This window comes from Corynebacterium sp. c25Ua_89, assembly GCF_047459735.1.
Classification (GTDB): domain Bacteria; phylum Actinomycetota; class Actinomycetes; order Mycobacteriales; family Mycobacteriaceae; genus Corynebacterium; species Corynebacterium simulans.
Window position 1 is genome coordinate 224,908 of the sequence record NZ_JASBOD010000003.1, and the last position, 22,690, is coordinate 247,597.

At 60.3% G+C, this 22,690-nt stretch carries 24 protein-coding genes; 14 read left to right on the top strand and 10 right to left on the bottom strand.

Going from position 1 to position 22,690, the window contains the following annotated elements; all coding sequences use genetic code 11:
* The first annotated feature begins 6 nt into the window (after positions 1-6).
* From QKB66_RS06420 to QKB66_RS06440, 5 genes are all read left to right on the top strand, one after another.
* Complete coding sequence (locus tag QKB66_RS06420) at positions 7-378, top strand: hypothetical protein (protein ID WP_061920272.1); 372 nt, start codon at positions 7-9, stop codon at positions 376-378.
* Positions 379-533: 155 nt separating this feature from the next.
* Positions 534-1,820, top strand: coding sequence for a DUF445 domain-containing protein (locus QKB66_RS06425; protein WP_311518482.1), 1,287 nt, complete (start codon positions 534-536; stop codon positions 1,818-1,820).
* Between the two features lie 11 nt (positions 1,821-1,831).
* Positions 1,832-2,212: a hypothetical protein gene (locus QKB66_RS06430; RefSeq protein WP_414252939.1), complete on the top strand. Its 381-nt coding sequence runs from the start codon at positions 1,832-1,834 to the stop codon at positions 2,210-2,212.
* Between the two features lie 50 nt (positions 2,213-2,262).
* Complete coding sequence (locus tag QKB66_RS06435) at positions 2,263-2,514, top strand: DUF2516 family protein (RefSeq protein WP_414252940.1); 252 nt, start codon at positions 2,263-2,265, stop codon at positions 2,512-2,514.
* 1 nt (position 2,515) lies between these two features.
* The gene (locus QKB66_RS06440; RefSeq protein WP_061920281.1) at positions 2,516-2,986 is read left to right on the top strand and encodes a hypothetical protein; all 471 of its coding nucleotides are present in this window, start codon (positions 2,516-2,518) and stop codon (positions 2,984-2,986) included.
* An 18-nt stretch (positions 2,987-3,004) separates the two neighbouring features.
* Here the strand turns inward: QKB66_RS06440 and QKB66_RS06445 are convergent, their stop codons facing one another.
* Genes QKB66_RS06445 through QKB66_RS06455 form a run of 3 tightly spaced genes read right to left on the bottom strand, consistent with a single transcriptional unit; the run spans position 3,005 to position 5,201 of the window.
* Positions 3,005-3,826: a DUF2993 domain-containing protein gene (locus QKB66_RS06445; protein ID WP_061920283.1), complete on the bottom strand. Its 822-nt coding sequence runs from the start codon at positions 3,824-3,826 to the stop codon at positions 3,005-3,007.
* A gap of 52 nt (positions 3,827-3,878) precedes the next feature.
* Positions 3,879-4,691, bottom strand: coding sequence for a class I SAM-dependent methyltransferase (locus QKB66_RS06450; RefSeq protein ID WP_311518479.1), 813 nt, complete (start codon positions 4,689-4,691; stop codon positions 3,879-3,881).
* An 18-nt stretch (positions 4,692-4,709) separates the two neighbouring features.
* Positions 4,710-5,201, bottom strand: a complete 492-nt coding sequence (locus QKB66_RS06455; RefSeq protein ID WP_061920287.1) for a DUF2505 domain-containing protein — start codon at positions 5,199-5,201, stop codon at positions 4,710-4,712.
* A 24-nt stretch (positions 5,202-5,225) separates the two neighbouring features.
* On the opposite strand from QKB66_RS06455, the gene QKB66_RS06460 reads away from it, so the two are divergent.
* From QKB66_RS06460 to QKB66_RS06470, 3 genes are all read left to right on the top strand, one after another.
* Entirely contained in the window at positions 5,226-6,335 is a 1,110-nt protein-coding gene (locus tag QKB66_RS06460) for a UDP-N-acetylmuramate dehydrogenase (protein ID WP_248093533.1), read from the top strand.
* A gap of 130 nt (positions 6,336-6,465) precedes the next feature.
* Positions 6,466-7,311, top strand: coding sequence for an endonuclease domain-containing protein (locus QKB66_RS06465; protein WP_248093535.1), 846 nt, complete (start codon positions 6,466-6,468; stop codon positions 7,309-7,311).
* A gap of 120 nt (positions 7,312-7,431) precedes the next feature.
* Positions 7,432-8,343, top strand: a complete 912-nt coding sequence (locus QKB66_RS06470; protein WP_414252941.1) for an aldo/keto reductase — start codon at positions 7,432-7,434, stop codon at positions 8,341-8,343.
* 16 nt (positions 8,344-8,359) lie between these two features.
* On the opposite strand, the gene QKB66_RS06475 is transcribed toward QKB66_RS06470, so the two are convergent.
* Positions 8,360-8,821, bottom strand: coding sequence for an S-ribosylhomocysteine lyase (locus QKB66_RS06475; protein ID WP_061920295.1), 462 nt, complete (start codon positions 8,819-8,821; stop codon positions 8,360-8,362).
* An 80-nt stretch (positions 8,822-8,901) separates the two neighbouring features.
* On the opposite strand from QKB66_RS06475, the gene QKB66_RS06480 reads away from it, so the two are divergent.
* Both QKB66_RS06480 and QKB66_RS06485 read left to right on the top strand, forming a co-directional pair.
* Complete coding sequence (locus tag QKB66_RS06480) at positions 8,902-10,014, top strand: YihY/virulence factor BrkB family protein (RefSeq protein ID WP_248093540.1); 1,113 nt, start codon at positions 8,902-8,904, stop codon at positions 10,012-10,014.
* 616 nt (positions 10,015-10,630) lie between these two features.
* Positions 10,631-11,791: an RtcB family protein gene (locus QKB66_RS06485; RefSeq protein WP_005531143.1), complete on the top strand. Its 1,161-nt coding sequence runs from the start codon at positions 10,631-10,633 to the stop codon at positions 11,789-11,791.
* A gap of 137 nt (positions 11,792-11,928) precedes the next feature.
* Here the strand turns inward: QKB66_RS06485 and QKB66_RS06490 are convergent, their stop codons facing one another.
* Entirely contained in the window at positions 11,929-13,206 is a 1,278-nt protein-coding gene (locus QKB66_RS06490) for a Fic family protein (RefSeq protein ID WP_414252942.1), read from the bottom strand.
* A 237-nt stretch (positions 13,207-13,443) separates the two neighbouring features.
* Between QKB66_RS06490 and QKB66_RS06495 the strand changes: the two genes are divergently transcribed.
* Positions 13,444-13,578 carry a hypothetical protein gene (locus QKB66_RS06495; protein WP_282440168.1) on the top strand — a complete coding sequence of 45 codons (135 nt, stop codon included), beginning with the start codon at positions 13,444-13,446 and terminating at the stop codon, positions 13,576-13,578.
* A gap of 141 nt (positions 13,579-13,719) precedes the next feature.
* Here the strand turns inward: QKB66_RS06495 and QKB66_RS06500 are convergent, their stop codons facing one another.
* The 5 genes from QKB66_RS06500 to QKB66_RS06520 all read right to left on the bottom strand — a co-directional run bounded on the left by QKB66_RS06500 (position 13,720) and on the right by QKB66_RS06520 (position 19,512).
* Positions 13,720-13,884, bottom strand: coding sequence for a hypothetical protein (locus QKB66_RS06500; RefSeq protein ID WP_248093558.1), 165 nt, complete (start codon positions 13,882-13,884; stop codon positions 13,720-13,722).
* A gap of 9 nt (positions 13,885-13,893) precedes the next feature.
* Positions 13,894-14,196 (bottom strand): hypothetical protein, encoded by a 303-nt coding sequence (locus QKB66_RS06505; RefSeq protein ID WP_248093561.1) that lies wholly within the window; start codon positions 14,194-14,196, stop codon positions 13,894-13,896.
* Positions 14,197-14,344: 148 nt separating this feature from the next.
* A complete protein-coding gene (locus QKB66_RS06510; protein WP_414252943.1) occupies positions 14,345-15,883 on the bottom strand; it encodes an AMP-binding protein in 1,539 nt (512 codons plus the stop codon).
* Between the two features lie 44 nt (positions 15,884-15,927).
* Positions 15,928-17,658, bottom strand: a complete 1,731-nt coding sequence (locus tag QKB66_RS06515; protein ID WP_414252944.1) for a long-chain-fatty-acid--CoA ligase — start codon at positions 17,656-17,658, stop codon at positions 15,928-15,930.
* Positions 17,659-17,793: 135 nt separating this feature from the next.
* A complete protein-coding gene (locus QKB66_RS06520) occupies positions 17,794-19,512 on the bottom strand; it encodes a long-chain-fatty-acid--CoA ligase (RefSeq protein WP_311518474.1) in 1,719 nt (572 codons plus the stop codon).
* An 82-nt stretch (positions 19,513-19,594) separates the two neighbouring features.
* Here QKB66_RS06520 and mshA point away from each other — a divergent pair, with 82 nt between their 5' ends.
* Genes mshA through QKB66_RS06535 form a run of 3 tightly spaced genes read left to right on the top strand, consistent with a single transcriptional unit; the run spans position 19,595 to position 22,670 of the window.
* Entirely contained in the window at positions 19,595-20,860 is a 1,266-nt protein-coding gene (gene mshA, locus QKB66_RS06525) for a D-inositol-3-phosphate glycosyltransferase (RefSeq protein WP_248093567.1), read from the top strand.
* Between the two features lie 32 nt (positions 20,861-20,892).
* Positions 20,893-22,014, top strand: a complete 1,122-nt coding sequence (locus tag QKB66_RS06530) for a sensor histidine kinase (protein ID WP_414252945.1) — start codon at positions 20,893-20,895, stop codon at positions 22,012-22,014.
* Positions 22,014-22,670 carry a response regulator gene (locus tag QKB66_RS06535; protein WP_248093570.1) on the top strand — a complete coding sequence of 219 codons (657 nt, stop codon included), beginning with the start codon at positions 22,014-22,016 and terminating at the stop codon, positions 22,668-22,670. Before QKB66_RS06530 ends, QKB66_RS06535 begins: the two co-directional genes overlap by 1 nt.
* Positions 22,671-22,690: the final 20 nt, after the last annotated feature.

Below are 22,690 nucleotides of genomic sequence, written 5' to 3' on the forward strand. Positions count from 1 at the left end.
TCAGCCATGAGCGACAACACCCACGCAGTTGCTGATCACGCAAGTGAGACCTACCCGGAGTTTACCGGCAAGATCCAGGACTCCTACATTGAGGGATACGACCCAGTATCCTTCGGCGCACCGCACTCTTCTTTGCTGCGCACCTCCACCTGGGTCGGCATGGGCCTGATCCTTTCTCTGCTGCCGGCAGCCGGCACCCTGATTTGGGGCCTCGGCGCTGGTGCCTTCCAGTACGGTGTGGGCCAGGAAAGCTCCAAGATTTCCATCATCGTCGGTGCTGCCCTGCTCGTCGTCATTGCTGTCGCTTGCGTTGGTCTCATCCACTACGGTCGTCGTTACTACCGTCAGTACCGTTCTGAGACCGGTCGTATCAACTAAGCTGGTGCGAACTTAGCATTCCTGCCACAGCGCCCTTAGCCATCCTCGATGGAGGCTAGGGGCGCTTTTCATTTCCCTATCTGCACCAGGGAAGAGGCCACGTACCAAATCCGTTAGTACAGTTATACGGAGCAACAAAAGGAGTCACCGCCAACATGAGCATTGCCGTACCAGGCCCTAACCCAGCCGACGTCGCCGAGCGTCGCCGCACGCTACGCAAGTACCAGTGGGGTGTCACCGGCCTTTTGATCTTGGCCGCCGTCATCTTCTTCGCATGTTCCTGGTGGCAGCATCAGGACGCGACTGCTCCGGCGTGGGTGGGGTTTGTGCGCGCGGGCGCGGAGGCTGGCATGGTCGGCGGCTTGGCTGACTGGTTCGCCGTTACCGCTATCTTCCGCCATCCCATGGGCATTCCGATTCCGCACACGGCGCTGATCCCAAAGAAGAAGGATCAGGTCGGCGAGGCCTTAAGCACCTTCGTGGAGGAGCAGTTCCTTACCCCGGACGCTCTCTCGGCGAAGATTTCGGAAAACAACATTCCCGAAAAGGCCGGCGCCTGGTTGGCCCAGGAGGCTAACTCGCAGCTAGCCGCGCAGAAGGCGGCCGATATCCTGGCACGCGCTGTCAATAGCTTCGATTCCGCCGAGGCCGAGGATCTCATCCGCACCCAAATCCTCGACCGCATGCTGGAGCCCGAGTGGGGGCCGCCGGTAGGACGTTTGCTGGAAGGCTACATCGCCGACGGCAAAGCAGAGCCGCTTGTCGACGACCTCATTGACTGGGCGCATGCCAAAGTCCTCACCCTTGAAAATGAAGTCATCGAGCTTGTCGACGAAAAGATGCCGGCTTGGCTTCCCCGCTTCGCCCGCGGCATGGCCGGTGACAAGGTTTACGTCGCCATCGTGGAGTGGGCCTCCGAGGTCAAGTATGACAAGAACCATGCCGTGCGGCAGTCCATACGTCGCAACTTGGAGCTGTTTGCACGGCGCCTGCAGGACGACCCCGAGATGGTCGCCCGCGTTGAGGGTATCAAGCAGGAGATGATGAACTCCGAGCAGGTACAAGCCATGCCGGGGGCAGCGTGGGAGGCCTTTAGGGCGGGCGTCGCCAAGCAGGCGAGCGAACCGCAATCCTTCCTGCGCACCAAGATCGCGGCCGAAGCGCAGAACTTCGGCGTGCGCATTCAGCAGGACCCGCGTTTTCGTGACAAGGCGAATGAAATCGTGGATAAAGCCGCGCGCTGGGCGTCGGAGAATTTCGCCGGTGACATCATCAGTATCATCCCGGAGACCATCAAGCGCTGGGACGCCACCGAAGCCGCCGAAAATATCGAGCTTTTGGTGGGCAAGGATCTGCAATTTATCCGTCTGAATGGCACGGTTGTGGGAACGCTGGCAGGATTGGTTATCTACACTGTAAATCACCTCGTCTTTGGTGCTTAAAGGAGAAAATAATGGCTAATTCCTTCGTTAATTCTTTGAAGACCGCGGGTGCTTCCAGTTTGGAAGCCGCCAAGGATTTTTCGAGCCGCGTGAAGGCAGAGCACGCGCAGCAGCCGAAACCGGAAGGCTCTTTACTCGACAAGGTCACCGGCACCGCCCGCGGCCTTGGAGAAAGCGTCAGCAACGCCGCCGGTGAGGTGCGTGACTCCGAGGCTTTTGCCCGCGCCCGCAAGGACTTTAATGCGGCCTATGAGGAGGGGCGCGCGGGCGTCGAGAATGCGATTGCCAGCGTGAAGGAAAAGCGCTCCGGCTCCACCTCGGCAAACGGCAACATCATCGACGGCGAGGTCATTGGAGAAGGCGAAGAAAATCCGTTTGGCCCGGCCCGCTAGGCTGGGATGTCTATGGACATCATCATTTACCTTCTCAACCACGCAGCTGGGTGGTTTTTACCGTCTTGAGCATCTTCGCCATTGTTGGCGCCATCCTCGCCGCCACCACTCGCGAGGATGCCTACCGCGCCGGCGACCGCAAGAGCAAGTGGACCTGGGTTGCCATGCTGGTAGGTTCCGCGCTGGCGCTGAACTTGCCGCTTTCTTTCCTGCCGTGGATTGGCGCAGTCGTGACCGGCGTCTACTGGTTCGACGTCCGCCCGCAGCTCAAGGCCATCGTCAACGGCGACTACAGCTACTAAGATGCGCAATCTCTTAAACGCCGCTCTCGACGACGTCCGCGCCGCCGCGCAGCCGGATGAGGCCGTGCTCGTCGCGCCCACGCACGTGCTTGCCGCACAGGGCGCCGCCCACGTGGTCACCGTCGCCGGCTATCCCACCGGCCGCCACCATAGCCTCATCAAGGCCTCCGAGGCGCGCCTGGCGGTGCAGTCTGGCGCCGCGGAGGTATGGGTCGCGGTAGACGCCCTGCTTGGCGACGCCACCAGCCTGCTCACCGATCTCATCACCGTCCGCGAGGCCTGCCCGCAGCCGGCCCAGCTTGGGCTTATCCTTCCCGCGAGCGAGAATGCTCTCACCGCGGCGCAAGCTGCGACGCAGGCGGGCTTCGATAAACTCATCTATTCCTCGCCTGCCCAAGCCGAGCAATTACAAGAAAAGCTCGCGGGCCAGCCGGCAGGTTTGTTGCCTGCCGAGGTCTGGCCCGCGAGCTAGCCTAAGTGAAAACGCCTTTTAGCGGCCTTGTTGCGCGGGTGCTGGGGCGCCTTCCTTCGCGCCTTTGCCCGCCGCATTGGCGGCGCTGCCCAGCTCGCTCATCGGCACGTCCTGGCCAGTGATGGTGAGGTTGAGCTCGCCGTCAGCCACATCCACTTCGTCGACGCTCAAGCCCTCGCCGATGAACTGATCCTTCATGCCCTTCTGCAGCGCAGTAGAGATGGCGTCGGTTGCTTCCTTCGGCAAGTCGAAGCCCAGCAGGGAGGCGTTCTTTGCCGTGATCGACAGGTTGCCGTCCTGCGCCTTCGGCTCCAACGCGAGATTGGCGAGGCCGCCGGCGAACTCGACGTCGAGAAGATTCTCGGCGTCGTTAGCCGTGATGTTGGTGACCACCAAGTTGCCGACCTGTTCGCTACCGGACTCGTCTGCGATGCCCTTCTGGAAGGTGGCCAACAGGTAATCATCTGGAACCTTGGTGGAAGCTCGGAGGGAGCCTGCCACCGGGTCATCGGACAGCGTCATGTCTTCGATGTGGACGTTGGTAGCCGGCTGGCCCTTGATCTCGGTGCCGTCGATCTGCAGCGTGGACGGCGTTTCCATGTTCATTTCGCTGAGCTTGCCACCGAATAGTCCAAGCAGGATAGGAGTGGTGCCGAAGCTAATGTTCGGATCCTCCTGAGACTCAATTCCTTGGTCCTTGGCGGCTTGGGCGAACTGGTCTTTCATTTGGTTGCCCATGAACCAGCGCAGGCCGAACTCCGCCAGCAAAATGAGAACGAGGAATGCCACGAGCACTCCGATGAGAATTTTCCAAGCCAGAGACGTCTTCTTTTGAGCCATACCTACCAGTGTTACTTATGTGAACTCACAGCGCCAATGAGGGCAACCTGCTTCACAGCTTCGGCGCAACGACTTCCCAGTTAACGCTCAAGACGCTATCGCGCATTCTCCTGCGCACCGGATGCACGGGCAGCCCCGCATCAATCATCGCCTGTTGCGCCATTCGCCAGCGCACACGAGGCCCGTGGGGAGCCCACCCCGCGGCGTGATCCCATGCGCGGTCGGCGGCCTGCAAAAGCTCATGAATCGGCTCGCCCGGAACATTGCGGTGGATAAGTATCTTGGGCAGGCGTTCCGCTAAGTCAGAGGGACGCTCCACGTTAAAGGGATCCCATGCCAAATGCAGGCTCTGCGGGCCTTCGCGGTTGAGCAGGATCCAGGTGGATAGCCTGCCCAGCTCATCGCAGGTGCCTTCCACGAAGAAACCGCCAGGGGCCAAGCGCGAGGTAACCTCTTCCCAAGCCTCGGGAACCTGCGAGACATCGTATTGGCGCAGCACATTGAAAGCGCGCACCAGCTGGGGGCGATACCCCGCCAGCTCGAAGCCGCCCAGCTCGAAGGTCACGCCGTCGCGCGGCGGCAACACCCGCTCCGGTGCAATCTCCAGGCCGGTCACCCGCACGCGCGGATTCACCCGGCGCAGCCAGCCCGCCCACTCCACGGTGGTGAAATGGGACGCGCCATAGCCGACGTCTAAAGCCAAAGGCTTCTGGTGCCCACGCAGCAGGGAAGTGATAGCCGGATGCGTAGCCATCCACCTATCGCAGCGGCGCAACCGATTCTGATTGGTGGTACCGCGGGTAATAACACCGAAAGGCCGACCCGCACTCGCGCTTGCGCGCAGGTTATGTGCGTGATCGGCCATTTCTGTTAAAAGTAGCGTTTAGAGGTTGTCCGCGATCCACTGCTCGGTCAGCTTGCCCTCGTTATTGAAGAGCTCACCCAGGGCATCGGCAACCTTCGGCTCGATGGCAGCGCCCATCATCGGGATCTTCACGGAGATCTCGTTGACGTAGGACAGGGTGGTGGTATCACCCTCGCCGGTCAGGGCGATGTCGCCGCCGAAGTCAACAGGGGTGCCCTTGACGTCAGCGGTGTACTTGACGTCGGCAGCATTGCCATTGAGCTCACCAATGGTGACGACGCGCTTGACCTTGAGGTCCTGAGAAACCATGGCGCGGACAGCTTCAGGCAGCAGGGTGGTTGGCAGCACCTCGAAGAGGATGGCTACGTTGTTGGTGAAATCATGAACCTGGCCCGGATCCGGAGAAAGGTTAGCAACAATGTGCTCCCAGTAACCCTGCGTGAGCAGCGCCTGGTGAACCTTTTCGATGGGCTGATTGATCGTTACGGTGTTTTCGCTACGGGTTGACATGCTTTACAGACTACCTTGGTAGACGTGCTTGATGAATTTATGACCCAAAAGTTCTCTGCGATCGACGGCCTTGTCCTCGACACGGAGACCACCTTCGCAGACCTGACCACCCTGCGCGTAGGCGGCAAACCTGAGCTGTGTTTGCGGGCCACGCTTGCCGACGCCGCCATTTCCGCCGTCACGGCACTGGATCAAGCTTCTATTCCTTTCGTCGTGGTGGGCGGCGGTTCTAACCTCTTGGTCGCCGATGAGGGCATCGATGTCGTGGCACTCGTCCTCGACTTCGCTGAGGTGAGCGTGGACGCGGAGACTGGCGTGGTCCGCGCGGAAGCCGGCGCGAACTGGGACGAAGTGGTTGCCGCTTCCGTGGAGGCGGGCCTCGGCGGCATCGAGTGCCTGTCCGGAATCCCGGGAACCGCGGGCGCTGTGCCGGTACAAAACGTGGGTGCGTATGGCGCAGAAATCTCGGACGTGCTTAACCGCGTGCGCCTGTATAACCGCGAGACCGGTGCCGATGAGTGGGTTCCCGCCTCCGACCTGGACCTGGCTTATCGCTACTCCAACCTGAAGTTCACCCACCGTGCAGTCGTGCTCGAGGTGGAACTGCAGCTTTCTACGGATGGGCTTTCCAAGCCGCTGCGCTTTGGCCAGCTCACGCAGACCCCGGGCGAGCGCCGTCCCGTCGCGGAGGTGCGCTCGCAGGTGCTGCAGCTGCGCCGCGGCAAGGGCATGGTCTTGGACCCAACCGACAACGACACTTGGTCCGCCGGCTCCTTCTTTACCAATCCCATCGTGGACTCTGCGGTTGCCGATAACATCCAGGAAATCGTGCGCACCGAACGCGGTGCCGAGGACGCAGACCGCATGCCGCGCCACGCCGTCCTCGCAGGCTCGGACGGCGAGGAAATAAAGCTCTCGGCCGCCTGGCTCATCGAGCGCGCCGGGTTCGCCAAGGGCTATCCAGGTGTTGGTCCGGCTACCTTGTCCACGAAGCACACTCTCGCGCTGACGAACCGTGGGGCCGCGACGGCCGCCGACATCGTGGCGTTGGCGCGCGAGATTCGCGCGGGCGTCGCCAAGCGCTTCGGCGTGGAGCTCGTGCCGGAGCCGGTCTGGATTGGGGTGTCCATTTAGGGCGTCCTGCCCCAGGACGTCCCTCTGTGTGAAAATAAGGCCTTCCAATTGCGCAAATTGGAGGGCCTATTTACATTGAGAGGTATCCGCATGCTTGGGGGAGCTGTGCACACTTGGGGGGAAGTAGAGGATGCTGCAACCTATTCGGGGGAAACACTCGCGTACTATCGATCGCCTCGTGGCGAAGGGCAAAGCCGTGCGCATCACGCCGGGCCTGGCGTTGCCGCGCCAACCCACCCCGCGCGAACTCGCGGGGATTTTGAACGAGCGCTATCCCGGCACCGTGCTGGATGGAAGCTCGGCCGTTGCGGTCTATACAGAGCGCAAGCTGGAGTTTCCGCTGCAGCTCATGGCGGCACGTCACGCTCGTACCTGCGAGTATTTCACCACGCGGCGCGCCACGCCCAAGGGCCCATATATGGTCAACGGCCTAAACGCGTGCAATCCGCTGCAAGCGCTGGAGGTTGTGGAAGAAGACAAAGCCATTGAGTTCTTGGAGCGTTTCTGCAACGGCAAGGATGGCCACCAACGGCTGGCCTTTTATAAGGAGGATTTCCAGCGCTTTCCCGCGCGCACGCGGCGGATTATGCAGCGCAGCGTCATCGGCAGTGATAGCAAATACGAGCGTCTTCTCACCCAAGCCCTTGCCGATGCCTGCCTCGCAGTGGCCAACAACCAACGCATCGGGCCGTATTACTGGGATATCGTGCTGGCCAAGGAGAAGGTCGCAATCGAGATAGATGGCTACGAGTACCACAAAGGTGAGCGCATCCAGCGTTTCGAGCTGGACCGCCAGAAGCTCAACGACGCGGTGCAGCGCGGGTGGAAGCCGCTGCATTTCACGGCGGGGATGATTGAACATCATCTGCAGGTTGCCGTCGACCAGGTCATCGCCGTGGCCCGCGGGGGAGGGCAGTTGCTGCCGCCAGCGTGGAAGTGGCATCACTACTTCCGCTACGAGAACGCGCGGTGGTGAGCGCTGTGCCCGCGGCACCGTACTTCTGTGTGTATTTAGCGCAAGAAATCGGGCCGGTTTGAGGGAGCTATTTACACAGGGAGGTACACGTACACGAGGGAAGCAGCTACGGTGGTGTCCATGATTGCGCTTGGCTGTACCTCAATGACTCCGCACTCCTATCCCGATTCCCCGCGTCGTACCGAGGTGGTCGATGTCCTGCGTGGCGCGGTGGAGGCAGGCGTAGAGCTCTTCGACACCTCTGAAATCCAGGGGCCCTTCACGGGCGAAGAAATGCTTGGCGACGCCCTGGGCAACCGCGCCCGCGTCCTCACCAAGTTCGGATGGGAGATTAAGGAAGGAAAGCCCACTGGCGCTTTGAACTCGCGCCCGGAGGTCATTCGCGCGAGCGCCCATGGTTCGTTACGCCGGCTAAAACGGGAGCGCTTGGACGTGTATATGCAGCATCGCGTGGACCAAGACGTGCCCATTGAGGAAGTAGCGGGCACAGTAAAAGAACTTATCGATGCAGGTGACGTGGCCGCATTCGGACTGTGTGAGGCAAGCCCGGAGACCATTCACCGCGCGAACAAGGTTTGTCCGGTGAAGTATCTGGAGTATGAATACTCCATCTTCAGCCGCGACGTAGAAGAAGAAATCATCCCGTTAGCCCGCGAGTTGGGCGCGGAGTTTATGGCCTATTCACCGCTGGCGAAGGGACTTTTGGCAGGCCGCAGCGAGCCAGATGATGATTCTTCCTCGCCGCGTTTGCACTCTGCGAACTTCGCGGCCAACAAGCAGCTGGCGCAGGAAGTGGCGGCAGCAGTGTCCGGCCGCAACGTCTCCGAGATAGCGCTGGGCTGGTTGCTGGCCAAGGACGTGGTGCCGATTGCCGGTTCGACGAACCTCGCACGGATCAAAGAAAACCTCGCAGTCACTGCGCTGAGCACGCAGGAGTGCGAGGCCGTTGACGAGGTACTAAGCCGAAAGCCCGTGCAGGGCGCGCGGTTGACGCAACTGCACGAAGGCTTCGTGGATAAGGGCCGTAGATAAGGCCCGCGGATAAAGGTTAGGCCATAACCTCGAGCCACTCGTCTTTCTTGGACAAGAACTCGCGGGCGGCTGCCTGTGCGCCTTCGAGGGAGTGGCTGGCGCCCCAGCCGCATTGGCGCTCGTTGGCGGCGGGAACCTCGGTGGCGTTGAGGATATCCTCGAGGCCGTGCTCGAGTGCATTGAGCAGCTCCTCTTGCTCCATGCCGTTGGTGATGGCATAAAAGCCGGTCTGGCAGCCCATCGGCGCAAAACCGATGAGTTTATCGGTGTAATCGCGCATGAAGTTGGCCATCATGTGCTCGATGGAGTGCACCGTGGGCATTTCGAGGTGAGCCTCATTGGGCTGGCAGAAGCGCAGGTCGTACTTGATGATCTCGGCGCCGCCTCCCAGCGGGGTACGGCCGGCCACGCGGACATAAGGAGCCTTGACGTTGCGGTGGTCCAGCTCGAAGGATTCAACATTGCTGCGTTCAGTCATATATAACAGCCTAGTATCTACTTGACGTGCCACGGGTGTCACTTCTCTGGCAGCTAGCTGAATGTGCTTAGTCTGGCGAAATGAGCCAGCAGGAACCTTCCAAGATTCTTCCCCCACACAGCACTGAGGTGCTGGACATTGACCAAACGGAGAGAAACCCGCTTTCGCGTAAAAATCGCCTGCGCAAGGAGAGCTGGGGTCTTGTGCTGCGTCGGACGTGGTCGGACTATTTCCTTGAGGGGCTGGGCGACCGCGGCGCGGCGATGACCTATTTCACGCTTATGGCTTTTGCCCCGACCGTCCTGGCCGTTTATTCGATTGCCACTTTGCTTTTTGCCAATCGGGAGCAAGAGGTGGAGCAGCTGACTCGGCGGCTCATTCAAGATTATCTGCCGCAGGACGTTTCGGCGCAGGCCATGGACATCGTGAATACCATCATTGGCTCGAGTGCAAAGGGCACCATAGCGCTGGTTTTATCCGTGCTGGTTTCCTTGTTCTCGGCCTCTGGTTACGTCCGCGCTTTTTCGCGCACCGCCAACATGGTCTATGGCCGCGTGGAGGGCCGCGGGCTGTTGCGCACCTGGGCGATGATGTGGGTTCTCACCATCTTCTTGGTGGTCGGCGCGGTGATTTTGGTCTTTGCCAACCTGCTGCGCGATACCGTCATCACTGGGCTCATTGAACCCGTCTCGCGTCCGCTGCATCTGGAATCCGCCGTGGACTTCTTGCTGCGCATTTTCCTTCCGGTGTGGAACTGGCTGCGCTTTCCGGTGACGGTGTTGATGGTCATGGTGCTGATTGCGGTTCTTTATCACTATGCCCCGAACGTGCGCCCACCGCGCTTCCGCTGGATTACTTTAGGCTCTGTGGTGACGCTGCTTGTCAACGTCGTGGTGTGGTGGTTCTTTGGCCTCTATCTGAGCCATTTTGCAGGCGTGAGCGCCTATGGCGCGCTGAGCACCGTGCTGGCTTTGTTCGTTGCACTCTGGATTATGAATACCGTGCTGATCTTGGGGCTCAAGCTCGATGCTGAGGTGCTGCGCGCCAAGGAACTCCAGATTGGCCTTGGCTCCCAGCACTATATTCAGGCGGCACCGCGTTCCGACGTCGCGGCGCAGGCCCAAGCCAAGATTCAGCAAGACTTGGAAGCCCGCGGCGACGCCATCCTCAACGCGAGGGAAGAGGATCAGTAGGCGCACGAGCAGAACCGTGCCGCCGCCCTCGCCTTCGAGGAAGCCGCCGCGGCGGCGGTCGTTGGCGCGGGAGATGGAGCGCTCGTCGATGCCGCCGGCGACCACGACGTCGGCTTTACCCAGAGCAATCTTGCTGTATAACCCAGATAAAGATCCAGCCCACTCTCGACTAGGTCGAGGCGGGCTGAACGATCAAATGAAGCTCATCACGGCGCACGACTCCCCGCCAGACGGACGAATAAATGAGCAGGCAGCGAATGCTGTTGAATGGACGGTGTCAAGTTTTCGTGGCTGGGTGAATTTCTTCGCATCATCAATCGCATGTAGAAATCGCGTACATCGTGTAGGATCACACGCAGCACTAACAGCCCGAAAGAAGAACGAGAAAGCATAAAGGAGGCGAACCCGCGATGATGACCCATAACAATCAGCCGCTAGGACGCTTCTTTAAGCAACTCTTCTAACAGGCTGACTTGACCATTTCCCGGGAAAGCGGCCCTGCTTATCCCGGACGTTGGTGCCAGCCGCGCGACCCGCGCGCAAACTTATAAGTCAGCCGCCCAAGCAGGCCCTTTCTCACGAACTGCGTTATGCAAACGCAGAGAAAGGCTCTTTTATGCGCCTGCACAACTTCGCCTCCATTGTTGAAGACAAGACGGTGGCGCAGGCACAACTCGTCGCTGACCTGCCCTTCGTCTACCCACACGTGGCGCTCATGCCTGATGCCCACTTCGGCAAGGGCTCCTCGGTCGGCACCGTTTTCGGCACGCTGCGTGCCGTCATCCCGGCGGCCGTCGGCGTGGACATCGGCTGCGGCATGATTGCCGTGCGGACCCACCTTACGCACGCGGATATCCAGGACTTCGCTCTCGAGGACCTGCGCACCGCGGTCGAAGACTCCATTCCGCTCTCGCCCGGAAACTACAACGGTTGGATCATGGACCCGCGCACCGAGGCCCGCACGCGCGAGCTCGCGCAGCTGGCCCAGGACACCGGCGTGGACCTTAGTCATTCGAAGAACTGGCGTCAGCAGCTGGGCAGCTTGGGCGGCGGCAACCACTTCATCGAGCTGTGTCTCGACGAAGAAGACCGTGTCTGGCTGTTTCTGCACTCCGGCTCGCGCGGCGTGGGTAACAAGATTGCACAGAAGCACATCAAGGCCGCGCAGCGCCACTGCGAGAAGCACTGGATCCAGCTCGCGGACAAGGACCTGGCCTACCTCGTCGAGGGCACGGAAGAGTTCGACTCCTACATTGCGGATCTCCACTGGGCACAGCACTTTGCGCTGCTCAATCGCGATGAGATGATGGACCGCTTCCTCGACTGCGTCGCCACCTGGTCCGGCGCGGATCGCGAGAACCTCGAGCTCGAGCGCATCAACTGCCACCACAACTACACCCAGCGCGAGAACCACTACGGTAAGAACGTGTGGCTCACGCGCAAGGGCGCCATCAAGGCGGATGAGGGCGACCGCGGTCTCATCCCCGGCTCGATGGGCACCGCCAGCTACGTCGTGGAAGGCAAGGGCTACGCGCCGGGCCTCAAGTCTGCGCCGCACGGCGCAGGTCGCGTCATGTCACGCACCCAGGCCAAGGCCCGCTTCACCGAGGCGGACCTTGCCGCACGCATGGAAGGCATCGTCTATCGTCCCGGCGCCGAGTTCGTCGATGAGATTCCGGACGCCTACAAGGACATCGACCGCGTGATGGCCGATGCCACCCAGCTCGTTGAGGTCAAGCACACCCTGCGCCAGATTCTCAACGTTAAGGGCACCTAACCTGCGCCACTATGGGACCGTCACTTTGAGTGACGGTCCCTTTTGCGCTTTCCGATGCCCCTTCCTGTAGCGTCGCACCAGCACGAAGCTTTGCCTTATGCAAGGAAACGAAGTGTGTGACTACAAATGATTACTGCTTATTTATCGCGAAGGGCTGGAACCGCTCGGCCGGTCGGAGGTGAAAGCCGAGTATTAAACTGCGTCGAGGCGAGTTGGCGTTCAGCATCGTCGACCAACAAGAAAACATCGTCAGCGAAGTAACCGAGAAGCCCGCCCGCACCGATGACTTTCTTACGCAGAATGCCAGCGTCGGTGAGTGAATCGAGAGCATCTCGGGCCGTGCTTGCCGATGAAATCCCCAGCTCGGACTTCACGATGGGCACCGTGACCAAAGGCATGGCAGGTAGCTTCTTGAGCAGTTGGAACTCCGTCGAATTCGATTTCAATGCGCGCTTGCTTCCTTGCGCAGTGCGGTGGTGATTGACCTTGTCCATCCACTCTGCTTCTAGGGCGGCGACGCTATCCGCAAGTTCAGCTGCTTTGGTGGTGGCGACTTGTGCAGCCTCGACGAAGAAAGAGATCCATGCCAGCACGTCGCCCTCGCGGAATTTCGTGAGTCCGTCGACGTAACGGTCACCGAGCGTTGCCAGAACCATACTGACGGGGAGAACCGCAGCATCGGTGAGCCCTCTGCGCTGCAAAAGCGCGTGAATCATGGCTCGCCCCACGCGTCCATTCCCATCCGGGAATGGGTGGATGGTCTCGAACTGTGCATGAACCAGCGCTGCCTGAACGAGCGCGGCGTGGTCTGCCCCGTTGAAGTATTCAATGAGATCGTCGAGGAGTTCTGGGACTTGTACAGGAGGCGGGGGGACAAAAGCCGCATCGATGGGGTGATAGTCAGACCCGCCAATCCAGTTTTGAGTAGTTCGTACTCCTTGCAAAGGATTTTCTGCAACGAGCGCTGTCTGCATTGCAACAATGTCATCCAGGACCAGCTCATCTTTGTAAGCCAAGTCTGCATTGATGGTGTCGAGGATGGCGACATTGCGGGCGACAGCTGTTGCGGATTCTTTGAAACCCCGAATTTCGGAATCTGATTCACGCGCGAGGATCGCCATGGCCACTTTGTCGGAGTTGGGAGCGATTCCCTCGATCCGGGAGGAAGCGACGGCCTCAGAACGGAGCAGGAGTCGCGCAACTCCTTCAAGGGAGTGGGTATTGTCTCTCATCCCAAGATTGTGAATCTTCCGCTCGATGCGAACGATACGTCGCGAGAGCTCGGACGGAAGCTTCAACGACATGCCTGCAAGTGGATCGGGAACGAAAGCGTGATACTTACCTCCTTGTTTTGCGCGTCGAGAAAGACCACTGCCATCAGCGGGGATCCATTCCAATTCGACTGTCTTTGCCACAGTTGACTCCTCTCATGCGCTCGACGCATTGGGGATAAGACTTATCCCGGTAGATCGATATCCTAGTTTACCGGGATAGCTGTTATCCCGGTGGACTGCGAGCGTAATGTGCCAGATAACTCTTATCGTGAGCCACTGCTTTGCAGACGAGGCGGAAGCCGGATATAACCTCGAAGTCTTGCGCCCTTCAGCATTGGAAAACCTCTTGCACAGGGTATTTGCGGGCGTGGGTTGAATGTGCCTCAGGTTGGGATCGATGGGCGCACCTACAATCCACATGAGTGGTTCGTCGCGCCGCTTCCGGTGATCAATCAGGCGATTCAGATGATTCAGACCGGCGATATCGTTTCCGCCGTTTATGACCCTGAGTAGCAAAAGTCGGTTGAGCGTTAGCTGAAAGGTAGTGGCCGATTCGACGGGGGCTACAAAAAGCTCAGGCCCGCTTCCCTTTTCAGGAAGCGGGCCTGAGCTCTATCTACTACTGGCTGGTCTGGCCAGCCAGTTAGTTAACGACTACGCACTCGGAAATTCCCCGTTTGCGCCTAGGCGCACATCGGCGTCGAGGAGCATGGAGATTTCCGCGGCCTTGTCGGTGTCGACGAGGTCGTAGCCGTCAATCATTACCTTGGCGTCAGCGTGCGGCAGGCGGCGGCAGCGGAAGACCCGCGCTGTTGACATAGCGCCTGCTCAAAGATGCCCGGGTGAGCATAGACCAGCAGCGCGCCGACGTGTCCGAATCCGAGCGAGGTGAGCGCCGCGGTCCTCACGCTGCGGCCGGCGGCCGAAAGGTCCATCGGGAAGCTCCACCAGGCGGGGCGCGAAGTCGCGGTAATCAAGCGGCTCGGGCAGCTCCGTGCCCGGTGTGGCCAGAGCGTCGCGTTGCTCGGGCGTAGCAATCTCCACGATGACGCTGCCGTGACTTGCCGACGCCGCCGTTTCCATCACTAGTGCCAAGCTCAGCGCCTCCTGCGGGTCGTGCAGCGCCAGCACTCCGAGGGCGCCTTGGGAGTGGCCGAGTGCCTTTTCCGGGCAGAACCCTGGCCGGCGAAGAGGATGGTGGCGCCGGTTAGGCGGTGAAGTAGCGTCAGGGATGACAAATGCATCGGGTTATTATCTCGGAAGTTCTTGGTTGGAAGAATTACAGAAAACGCTCGGCCACAGCGCGGCGGCGGAGTTTGCCCAGGCCATCGCGGCCTAGGTCTGGAACCATGATGAACTCGCGCGGGACCTTATAGCGGGCGAGCTGGCCACGGCACCACTCGCGGAGTTCTTCCTGCGTGGGCTGCGCGGCATCCGCGGGCGCGCCGGGTTGGGCGCTGGCGAGCACGATGCAGGCGACGACGTCCTCGGAGCCGTCGGGGCGAGGGCGGCCGATCACGGCGGCGTCGGCAAGCACAGGGTGAGAAAGTAACACCTCTTCGACCTCGCCGGGGTAGACGTTGAAACCGCCGGTGATGATGGTCTCCTTGAGGCGGGCACGCAGGGTGATAAAGCCATCGGCGTCCTGAGTGGCGAGGTCGCCCGTGCGCAGCCATCCGTCCTGGAAAGCGGTGCGGGTGGCCTCCGGATTGTGGAGGTAGCCGGAAAAGACCTGCGGCCCGCGCACGAGCAGCTCCCCGGTGTCGGGGTCGATGCGTACCTGCGTATCCGGCATGGGGATGCCAATGCAGCCGGCGCGGCGGTGTTCGTTCAAAGGATTGCAGGTCACCACGGGCGCGGCCTCGGTAAGCCCATAGCCTTCCACGAGGAAGCCGTGGGCCTGAGTCTCCCACTGGCCGATGGTTGCAGAAGGCAGCGTCGCGGCGCCGGAGATGGCTTGGGCGATCTTCGGAAGCTCCGGTGCGGCGTCCACAATGCGCTGATAAACCGTAGGGACCGCGGGCAGCCAGGTGGGAGGGGCTGCCGCAATTGCCGCAAGGATAAGCTCCAAGCGCGGGGCGGGCACGAGGCTAATCGACGCCCCCGTGACCACACCTACCGTCAGCGACATGGTCAGGCCATAGGAGTGGAACAGCGGCAAAACCGCCATCGCTTGTGGGTGCTCCTCCGGTAGGCGCCAGTGGGCCATTTGCAGTGCGTTGGCGGCGAGATTGCCATGAGAGAGCATGGCGCCCTTGGGGGTGCCCGTGGTGCCGGAGGTGTAGAGGATGAGTGCGAGATCGTCTTTGTTTACTTCGGCCCGTGGCGTTTGCTTCTTACCCTCGGCGAGGAAATCTTCCCAGTCTGCGTCGGCGTCGATGACGTGCTCAAGCTGCGGCAACTCGCGGAAGATGCCTACCGCGGGCCCCTGTGCGATGGCTACGTGGGCGCCATGGTGGGCCACCATCGGGGTCAGTTCATGCGTGGTGAACTGGGGATTGTGCTCCACCACGGCAGCGCCCAAGCGCAGTGCCGCATAAAAGGCAATGACGTGGGCGGGGCGGTTAGCAAGCGCCAAGGCCACGAAGTCGCCGCGCTGCACGCCGCGGGCGCTCAGTGCGCTGGCGGCCCGGTTGATCTCGGCGTCGAGCTGCGCATAAGAAAGTTCTTCGCCCATATAACGCAGTGCCACCCGCTCGGGGTGCGCAGCGATGGTCTCAGCCAGTTGGCTAAGAAGCGTGGCGTTGCCGTAGTCCAACGAGGTGGGTGTCCATTCGCCATAGAAGCGGTGCCAGGGCTGAGAAGAAGAAAACTGCATCGCTTTTTAAGCTTAGCCCTGGCTGCTATGGCGGGCCTAAACCGCTAGCTGTGTTTCCCGGACTTTAGGCGCTGCAGCAGATCCGCCTGCACTTCGCGGCGGCGAACCTTGCCCAGCTGGTCTGCGGCAAGGTGCTCGAAGTGATAGAAGGTGCGCGGCACCTTGTAGCGGGTAAGGTTCTGGCGCGCGAAGTCCTTCATGCCTTCTGGGTCGAGGGCGGCGCCGTCGCGCAGGATGACGCAAGCGACGACGTCCTCGGAGCCGTCTTCTCGCGGGCGGCCCACCACGGCGACATCGACGACGTCGGGGTGCATGCCGATGACCTTTTCGACTTCACCAGGGTAGACGTTGAAGCCGCCGGTGATGATCATCTCCTTGATGCGGGAGACGATCTTGATGAAGCCATCGGACTCCATGACCGCCATATCGCCGGTGCAGAACCAGCCATCGTGGAAGGCCTTTTCAGTGGCTTCTGGGTTCTTGAAGTAGCCCTTGAACACCTGCGGGCCGCGCGCGAGCAGCTCGCCGGGCTCGCCGTCTGGCATGGTCTCGTCAAGGTTGTCCGGGTTAGCGATACGGATTTCGGTATCGGGGAAGGGGATGCCGATGTAGCCGGGGCGTCGTGAATTGTTCATCGGATTGCCGGTAAGGACTGGGGAAGTCTCGGTGAGGCCGTAGCCCTCAACCAGCAGGCCGCCGCTCAAAGACTCCCACTTCTCAACGGTCTCCGGCGGCAGCGCGGCGGCGCCCGATAGTGAGTTGTGTACGCCGGTGATGTCGACGTTGTTGGCTTCTGCAGTTTCGATGATCTTGGAATACAAGGTGGGCACGCCCGGCAGCCAGGTAGGCCGGTGCTTTTTCATGATGTCCATGATGAGCGTGATCTTTGGTGCCGGGGTGAGTATGAGCTCGCCGCCGACGTAGACGCCGAGTGCTGCGATGAGTGTGAGGCCGTAAATGTGGAACATCGGCAGAGCGGCCAGCATGCGCTCGGGCTTACTGCCAAACTCGGGCACCCAGGCCACGCCTTGTTTCACGTTGGCGCAGACATTCGCGTGGGTGATTTCCGCGCCCTTCGGCGTACCCGTAGTGCCGGAGGTGTACAGGATGATGGCGGTGTCTTCGGGGTGAATTTCGGCGTCGGCAAGCTTGGTGCCATCGCCGCCGATTGCGGTGCCGGTCAGGGTGCTCCACGGCACGGTGTTGGGCGCTGGGGCGGTGAGCTGCTCGCGCTGCTCCGTGATGGGTGGGATAGGAATGCGCAGGAGCAGCTGCTTGCTGCGCGGCATGGCCTCGGTCATGTTGACGGAGATGATCGTCTCAAGCGGGGTGGTTTCGCGCAGCTGCTCGAAGGTGGCGGTCATCTTGTCCCAGACAATGGCCACGCGGGCGGCGTGATCCTGGAAAAGGCCCTCGAGCTCGTGGGCGGTGTAGAGCGGATTGTGCTCGACGACGATCGCGCCTAACTTGAGCACCGCATAAAAGGCCGCGATGTGCTGTGGGCAGTTAGGAAGCGCCATGGCCACGCGATCGCCGGGGCGGATGCCAAAGGCCTTAAGCCCGGCCGCTGCGGCGCGAACCTGGACATCTAGCTCGTGGTAGCTTTGTTGGCGTCCAAAGAACCAGGTAGCCGGCCAAGTTCCGTGCTTGGCAAGGTTCTCGTTGTAGATATCAAGCAGGGTCTGTTCGCCGTAGTCGAGGTGGTGGTTGGTCCACTCGGCGTAGCTGGCAAGCCAAGCTTTGGACTCGTATGCAGATGGCTGGGTATCCGACATGACGTCACTCCTTTGGGGTGGCAAACAGTTTTGTTTCGGACAGTATAACCATTTTGTGAACTAAACACTTCTGTCTGCCAAACTTTTCCGTCATGCTCTTCCGGTGGGGCCGGGAAGTGGAGTCGGAAGCAGTGGCTACTGCCCAGCCTTCTCCTTTTCCAGGCGCTTGAGCAGATCGGCCTGGACTTCGCGGCGGCGAATCTTGCCCATCTGGTCCTTGGCCAGTTCCTCGAAGTGGTAGAAGGTGCGCGGCACCTTGTAGCGGGTGAGCCGCTCGCGGCAGAATTCCTTCAAGCCTTCAGGGTCGAGCGCCACGCCGTCGGCCAGGTCGATGCAGGCCACGACGTCCTCAGAGCCGTCGGAGCGTGGGCGGCCGACAACCGCGACGTCGTCAATCGCCGGGTGCGTACGCAGCACCTCTTCGACCTCACCTGGATAGACGTTGAAGCCGCCGGTGATGATGATTTCCTTGATGCGCGAAACCAGGCGGATGAAGCCGTCTTCTTCCATGATGCCCATGTCGCCGGTGCGGAACCAGCCGTCGTGGAAGGCAGCTTCGGTGGCCTCAGGGTTGTTGAGGTAGCCCTTGAATACCTGGTGGCCGCGGGCGAGGACCTCGCCCTCGACGCCGTCGGGCTGGGTTTCGTCGAGGTTGTCCGGGTTTGCGATGCGGATTTCGGTATCCGGGAACGGGATGCCCACGTAACCTGGGCGGCGATCGGTGCTCATCGGGTTGCCCACGATGATGGGGGAGCACTCGGTTAGGCCATAGCCTTCAACCAGCAGGCCGCCGGTGTATTCTTCCCACTTTTCCACGGTATCGACAGGCAGGGTGGAAGCGCCGGAGAAAGCCGCGCGCACGCCCTTGATGTCAATGTTGTCTTCCTCAGCTGCCTTCACGATGCGCTCGTAGAGGGTCGGCACGCCCGGAATCCACGTCGGGGTGTGCTTCTTCATCAAGTCCATGATGAGGGAGATGTCCGGCTTCGGGATGATGACCAGCTCGCCACCGATGAGCGGCTGCAGGATGACGTTCATGACCAGGCCATAAGCGTGGAAGAAAGGCAGCGCACACAGCATGCGCTCTGGCTTATCGCCCAGGCCAGGGACCCAGTGCTTGCCCTGCAGAATCACGGCAAAGAAGTTGCCGTGGGAAAGCTGCGCGCCCTTTGGCTGCCCCGTGGTGCCGGAGGTGTACATGATGACCGCCACGGTGTCCTTGGTGACGTCCTCCGGCGTCGTGACGTCGCGGCCGTCGCCGCCAATCGCGTTGCCGATGAGGCTATCCCAGGTCACGGTGTTCTTTGCGTGGGCAGAAAGCTGCTCGCGCTTGGACTTAAGAAATGGCAGGTACTTCAGCGCCAGCTTCTGAGTCGTTGGCATCGCATCGATCATGTTGATGGAGATGACCGTCTCAAGGTTCGTGGTGCCACGCAGCTTCTCCAGGGTAGAAGCCGTCTTGTCCCAGGCAATTGCGATGCGGGCGCCGTGATCTTTGAACAAACCCTCCAGCTCGTGCGCAGTGTAGAGCGGGTTGTGCAGCACGGCGATGGCGCCGAGCTTCAGGATGGCGTAGAAGGCCGCAACGTACTGCGGGCAGTTCGGAGCGACGATGGCCACTTTGTCACCCGGGCGCACTCCAAATGCCTGTAGGCCGGCGGCCGCGCGGCGAACTTGGCGGTCGAGCTCAGCAAAAGTCTGGGTCTTGCCAAAGAAGTACGTCGCGGGCTTATCCGGGTTGATTGCCAGATTGTTGTCGTAAATGTCGAGGAGAGTGGTGTCTCCGTAGTCAAGGTGATGTGGTGTCCACTCTGGGTAGAACTGGAGCCACTCCTTGTTGTCGATTGCCGACATGGGGAATTCAGCACCTTTCGGTTACGTAAGTTTTAGCACGGGCCAGTATAGCCACGAATAGGGAACGCTAGACTGTGTGGCTATGCGCATCGCGATGATTTCTCTGCATACTTCCCCTATCGAGCAGCCCGGTTCCGGCGATGCCGGCGGCATGAATGTCTACGTTCTTAATATCGCGCGGCAGCTGGCTAAGCAGGGAGTAGAGGTCGATGTCTTTACCCGTGCTACCCGGCCTAGCCAGGGGGAAGTCGTCGAGGTTGAAGAGCGCCTCCGGGTTATCAACATCGTGGCCGGCCCGTACGAAGGCCTTGATAAGGAAGACCTTCCCACGCAGATGATCGCCTTTGCCGGTGGCCTGGTGCAGTTCGTCAAATGCTTTGGGCTGGAATATGACCTTATTCATACGCACTACTGGCTCTCCGGCCAGGTGGGCTGGCTGCTGCGCGATTTGTGGGGCGTGCCGCTGGTGCACACGGCGCATACTTTGGCGGCGGTAAAGAATGCCCACCGCACCGCGGACGATACGCGTGAATCGGAAGCGCGCCGCATCTGCGAGCAGCAGTTGGTCGATAACGCTGACCTGCTCGTTGTGAACACGAAGCAGGAGGCGCAGGATTTGGTCGAGCATTACGACGCCGACCCTTCCCGCATCAAGGTGGTCTTGCCGGGCGCTGACGTTGAGCTGTTTACTCCGGGCACCAACCGCAACACAGAGCGTTCGCGCCGCGAGCTGGGTATTCCGATTCACACCAAGGTCGTGGCCTTCGTGGGCCGCCTGCAGAAGTTCAAGGGCCCGGAGGTTCTCATTCGCGCAACCGCTGAGCTCATTGAGCGCGATCCTTATCGCAATATCCGCGTGCTGTTCTGCGGTGGCCCATCGGGTGCGAACTCGACGCCGGAGTACTACCAGAACCTGGTGCACAAGCTGGGGCTTTCCAAGCACGTGCGCTTTCTAAGCCCGCGTCCGCCGGAGGAGTTGGTCTCCATTTACCGCGCGGCCGATCTGGTGGCGGTGCCCAGCTACAACGAGTCCTTCGGGTTGGTGGCTTTGGAGGCACAGGCCTCCGGTACCCCCGTCATCGCTGCGCGCGTGGGTGGCCTGCCCATCGCTGTAGCAGATGGAAAGACCGGCGAGCTCGTCGACGGCCACTCACCCGAGGCTTGGGCGGATGCCTTGGAGCACTTGCTTGACGACGACTCGCTGCGCATCAGCATGGGCGAAGCCGCCGTCAGCCACGCCGCGAAGTTCAGCTGGGCTGAATCCGCCAGCGTTCTTGCCCAGATCTACGAGGAAGCCCTGCGCATCGAGGTCCCGGATTGTCACGCGCGCCGGGCAATTGGTTACTAAGTAGCGGGAGAAAAGACTTGATGTCTAAAGGCATGACTTTTCTGCGCACTCTCCGCTTAGGCGATGTGCTGCTTGCGGGCTTGGCCGTGCTACTGGCGCTCTTGTACACCTTGATACCGGGGCCGCTGCCCATGGGGATTTATATCGCGCAAGCTGTGGTTTCGTGGGCCTTCGTCCCGTTCTTTGCTATTTGGCGCTCGCGTCCTGCTTTGGCTTCGGCAGGCATGATTTTCTGCCTCGGTGTATGGGCACTCATTTGGTTTTGGGCGCTTCCGGTTAACTCTGGATTCTCTCCGTGGTTGGTCGCTGCTCCTTTAGCTATTTATTCTTCTGCGCGTTTATGTGAATCACGCTGGATTCCAAAGGCGATTCTTGGCGCAACGTTCGCTGGCACTTTTGCTTCGCCGCTCATGTGGAAGCTGCAACCAGACCTGACCGTGCGATACCGAAGCGGAACGGATTTTCTATTTACTTTCCTTTTCCACTGGCTACTTTTGTTACTCGTTTATGTAATTGCGGTGCGTTTGCGCGACAAGGAGCTGGAACGGCAGGCGCGGCAGCGTGAAGCTCAGGAAGAAGAGCGGCTTCTTATCGCGCGTGAACTACATGACGTACTAGCTCATTCGTTGACCCTCATCAAAGTTCAAGCAAATGCTGGTCTTGTTGCTTCGGGGACATCGGAGGAAGCATTGCGAACTATCCGAACTGAAGCGGACGGAGCGCTCGCGGAGGTGCGTTCAATTGTGTCGTCGCTACGGGCGCCGACAACGCGCGAGCCATCTCGCCAGCTATCCGATATTCCCAAGGTCGTTGAAGGTTTTCGCGCTGCAGGCCTTGATATCAGCGCAGATTTACCGAATACCCCGGTGACTCTTCCTGCGCTAACCCAATTGGCGTTGGTTCGGATTATCACGGAGACGCTAACTAATGTGCTTCGCCACCAAGGGGTAGGGGCGACAGTTCGCCTGAAACTTTCTGATTCTGCTGGGCTGAGTGTTGAGTCATGGGGTAGACCACAAGGAGAGACATCAGGAGCCGGTGTAGGTTTGGTGGGAATCGCCGAAAGAGCTAATGCCTTGGGCGGTTTCGTGCGTACCTCCGGAGACGCTCGGCACTTCCTAGTTGAAGCACAATTTCCGCGGAGGACCGTGTAATGATTCGAGTACTTCTTGCTGATGACCAGCCGCTGCTGCGCAGTGCGTTGGAAACCATTCTTAATGCCGCAGGGGACATTCAGGTCGTTGCCGCGGTCGGTGATGGGCAAGCAGCCGTCGAGGCTGCAGCTGCGCATTCGCTCGATATTGCGATTCTTGATATTCGGATGCCGGGGATGGATGGAATAGCTGCTGCAAGTGCCCTCTTGGCAAGGAACCCGTCACTTAGGGTGATCATGCTAACGACGTTTAATGAGGAGGAACTGGTTCGTTCTGCATTGCTCGCGGGAGTTCATGGTTTTCTTCTCAAAGATTCAGACCCGGAGGTGCTTTTAGGCGCTGTTCGTGCAGTGCATGCAGGAGAAGCCGTCCTAGCAAGCGGAGTGACCGGAACTGTTCTCGAGGGGTATCGCGGAGCGATTGCTGGGCGGGCTGAATTAACGGCTGTGCAACGACAAGGGCTTGCTCTGGTCACCCGACGCGAACTAGAGGTACTTCGGTTGGTCACCGCTGGAGCGACCAACCGTGAAATTGCCCAAGAACTCGTTCTCGCTGAGACTACCGTAAAGACGCACGTTTCCTCGCTCATGTCGAAGCTGCAAGCTAGGGACCGCGTGGCTTTGGTGTTGCTAGGCCAAAAAGTCCTACTGCAGTAGGAGAACTTCAGACCAAGGTT

Coding starts and splice junctions, on each gene's coding strand:
- QKB66_RS06420 (WP_061920272.1), top strand. CDS start 7: ATGAGCGACAACACCCACGCAGTTGCTGATCACGCAAGTGAGACCTAC.
- QKB66_RS06425 (WP_311518482.1), top strand. CDS start 534: ATGAGCATTGCCGTACCAGGCCCTAACCCAGCCGACGTCGCCGAGCGT.
- QKB66_RS06430 (WP_414252939.1), top strand. CDS start 1,832: ATGGCTAATTCCTTCGTTAATTCTTTGAAGACCGCGGGTGCTTCCAGT.
- QKB66_RS06440 (WP_061920281.1), top strand. CDS start 2,516: ATGCGCAATCTCTTAAACGCCGCTCTCGACGACGTCCGCGCCGCCGCG.
- QKB66_RS06445 (WP_061920283.1), bottom strand. CDS start 3,826: ATGGCTCAAAAGAAGACGTCTCTGGCTTGGAAAATTCTCATCGGAGTG.
- QKB66_RS06450 (WP_311518479.1), bottom strand. CDS start 4,691: ATGGCCGATCACGCACATAACCTGCGCGCAAGCGCGAGTGCGGGTCGG.
- QKB66_RS06455 (WP_061920287.1), bottom strand. CDS start 5,201: ATGTCAACCCGTAGCGAAAACACCGTAACGATCAATCAGCCCATCGAA.
- QKB66_RS06465 (WP_248093535.1), top strand. CDS start 6,466: ATGCTGCAACCTATTCGGGGGAAACACTCGCGTACTATCGATCGCCTC.
- QKB66_RS06470 (WP_414252941.1), top strand. CDS start 7,432: ATGATTGCGCTTGGCTGTACCTCAATGACTCCGCACTCCTATCCCGAT.
- QKB66_RS06475 (WP_061920295.1), bottom strand. CDS start 8,821: ATGACTGAACGCAGCAATGTTGAATCCTTCGAGCTGGACCACCGCAAC.
- QKB66_RS06480 (WP_248093540.1), top strand. CDS start 8,902: ATGAGCCAGCAGGAACCTTCCAAGATTCTTCCCCCACACAGCACTGAG.
- QKB66_RS06485 (WP_005531143.1), top strand. CDS start 10,631: ATGCGCCTGCACAACTTCGCCTCCATTGTTGAAGACAAGACGGTGGCG.
- QKB66_RS06500 (WP_248093558.1), bottom strand. CDS start 13,884: ATGTCAACAGCGCGGGTCTTCCGCTGCCGCCGCCTGCCGCACGCTGAC.
- QKB66_RS06510 (WP_414252943.1), bottom strand. CDS start 15,883: ATGCAGTTTTCTTCTTCTCAGCCCTGGCACCGCTTCTATGGCGAATGG.
- QKB66_RS06515 (WP_414252944.1), bottom strand. CDS start 17,658: ATGTCGGATACCCAGCCATCTGCATACGAGTCCAAAGCTTGGCTTGCC.
- QKB66_RS06520 (WP_311518474.1), bottom strand. CDS start 19,512: ATGTCGGCAATCGACAACAAGGAGTGGCTCCAGTTCTACCCAGAGTGG.
- mshA (WP_248093567.1), top strand. CDS start 19,595: ATGCGCATCGCGATGATTTCTCTGCATACTTCCCCTATCGAGCAGCCC.
- QKB66_RS06530 (WP_414252945.1), top strand. CDS start 20,893: ATGACTTTTCTGCGCACTCTCCGCTTAGGCGATGTGCTGCTTGCGGGC.
- QKB66_RS06535 (WP_248093570.1), top strand. CDS start 22,014: ATGATTCGAGTACTTCTTGCTGATGACCAGCCGCTGCTGCGCAGTGCG.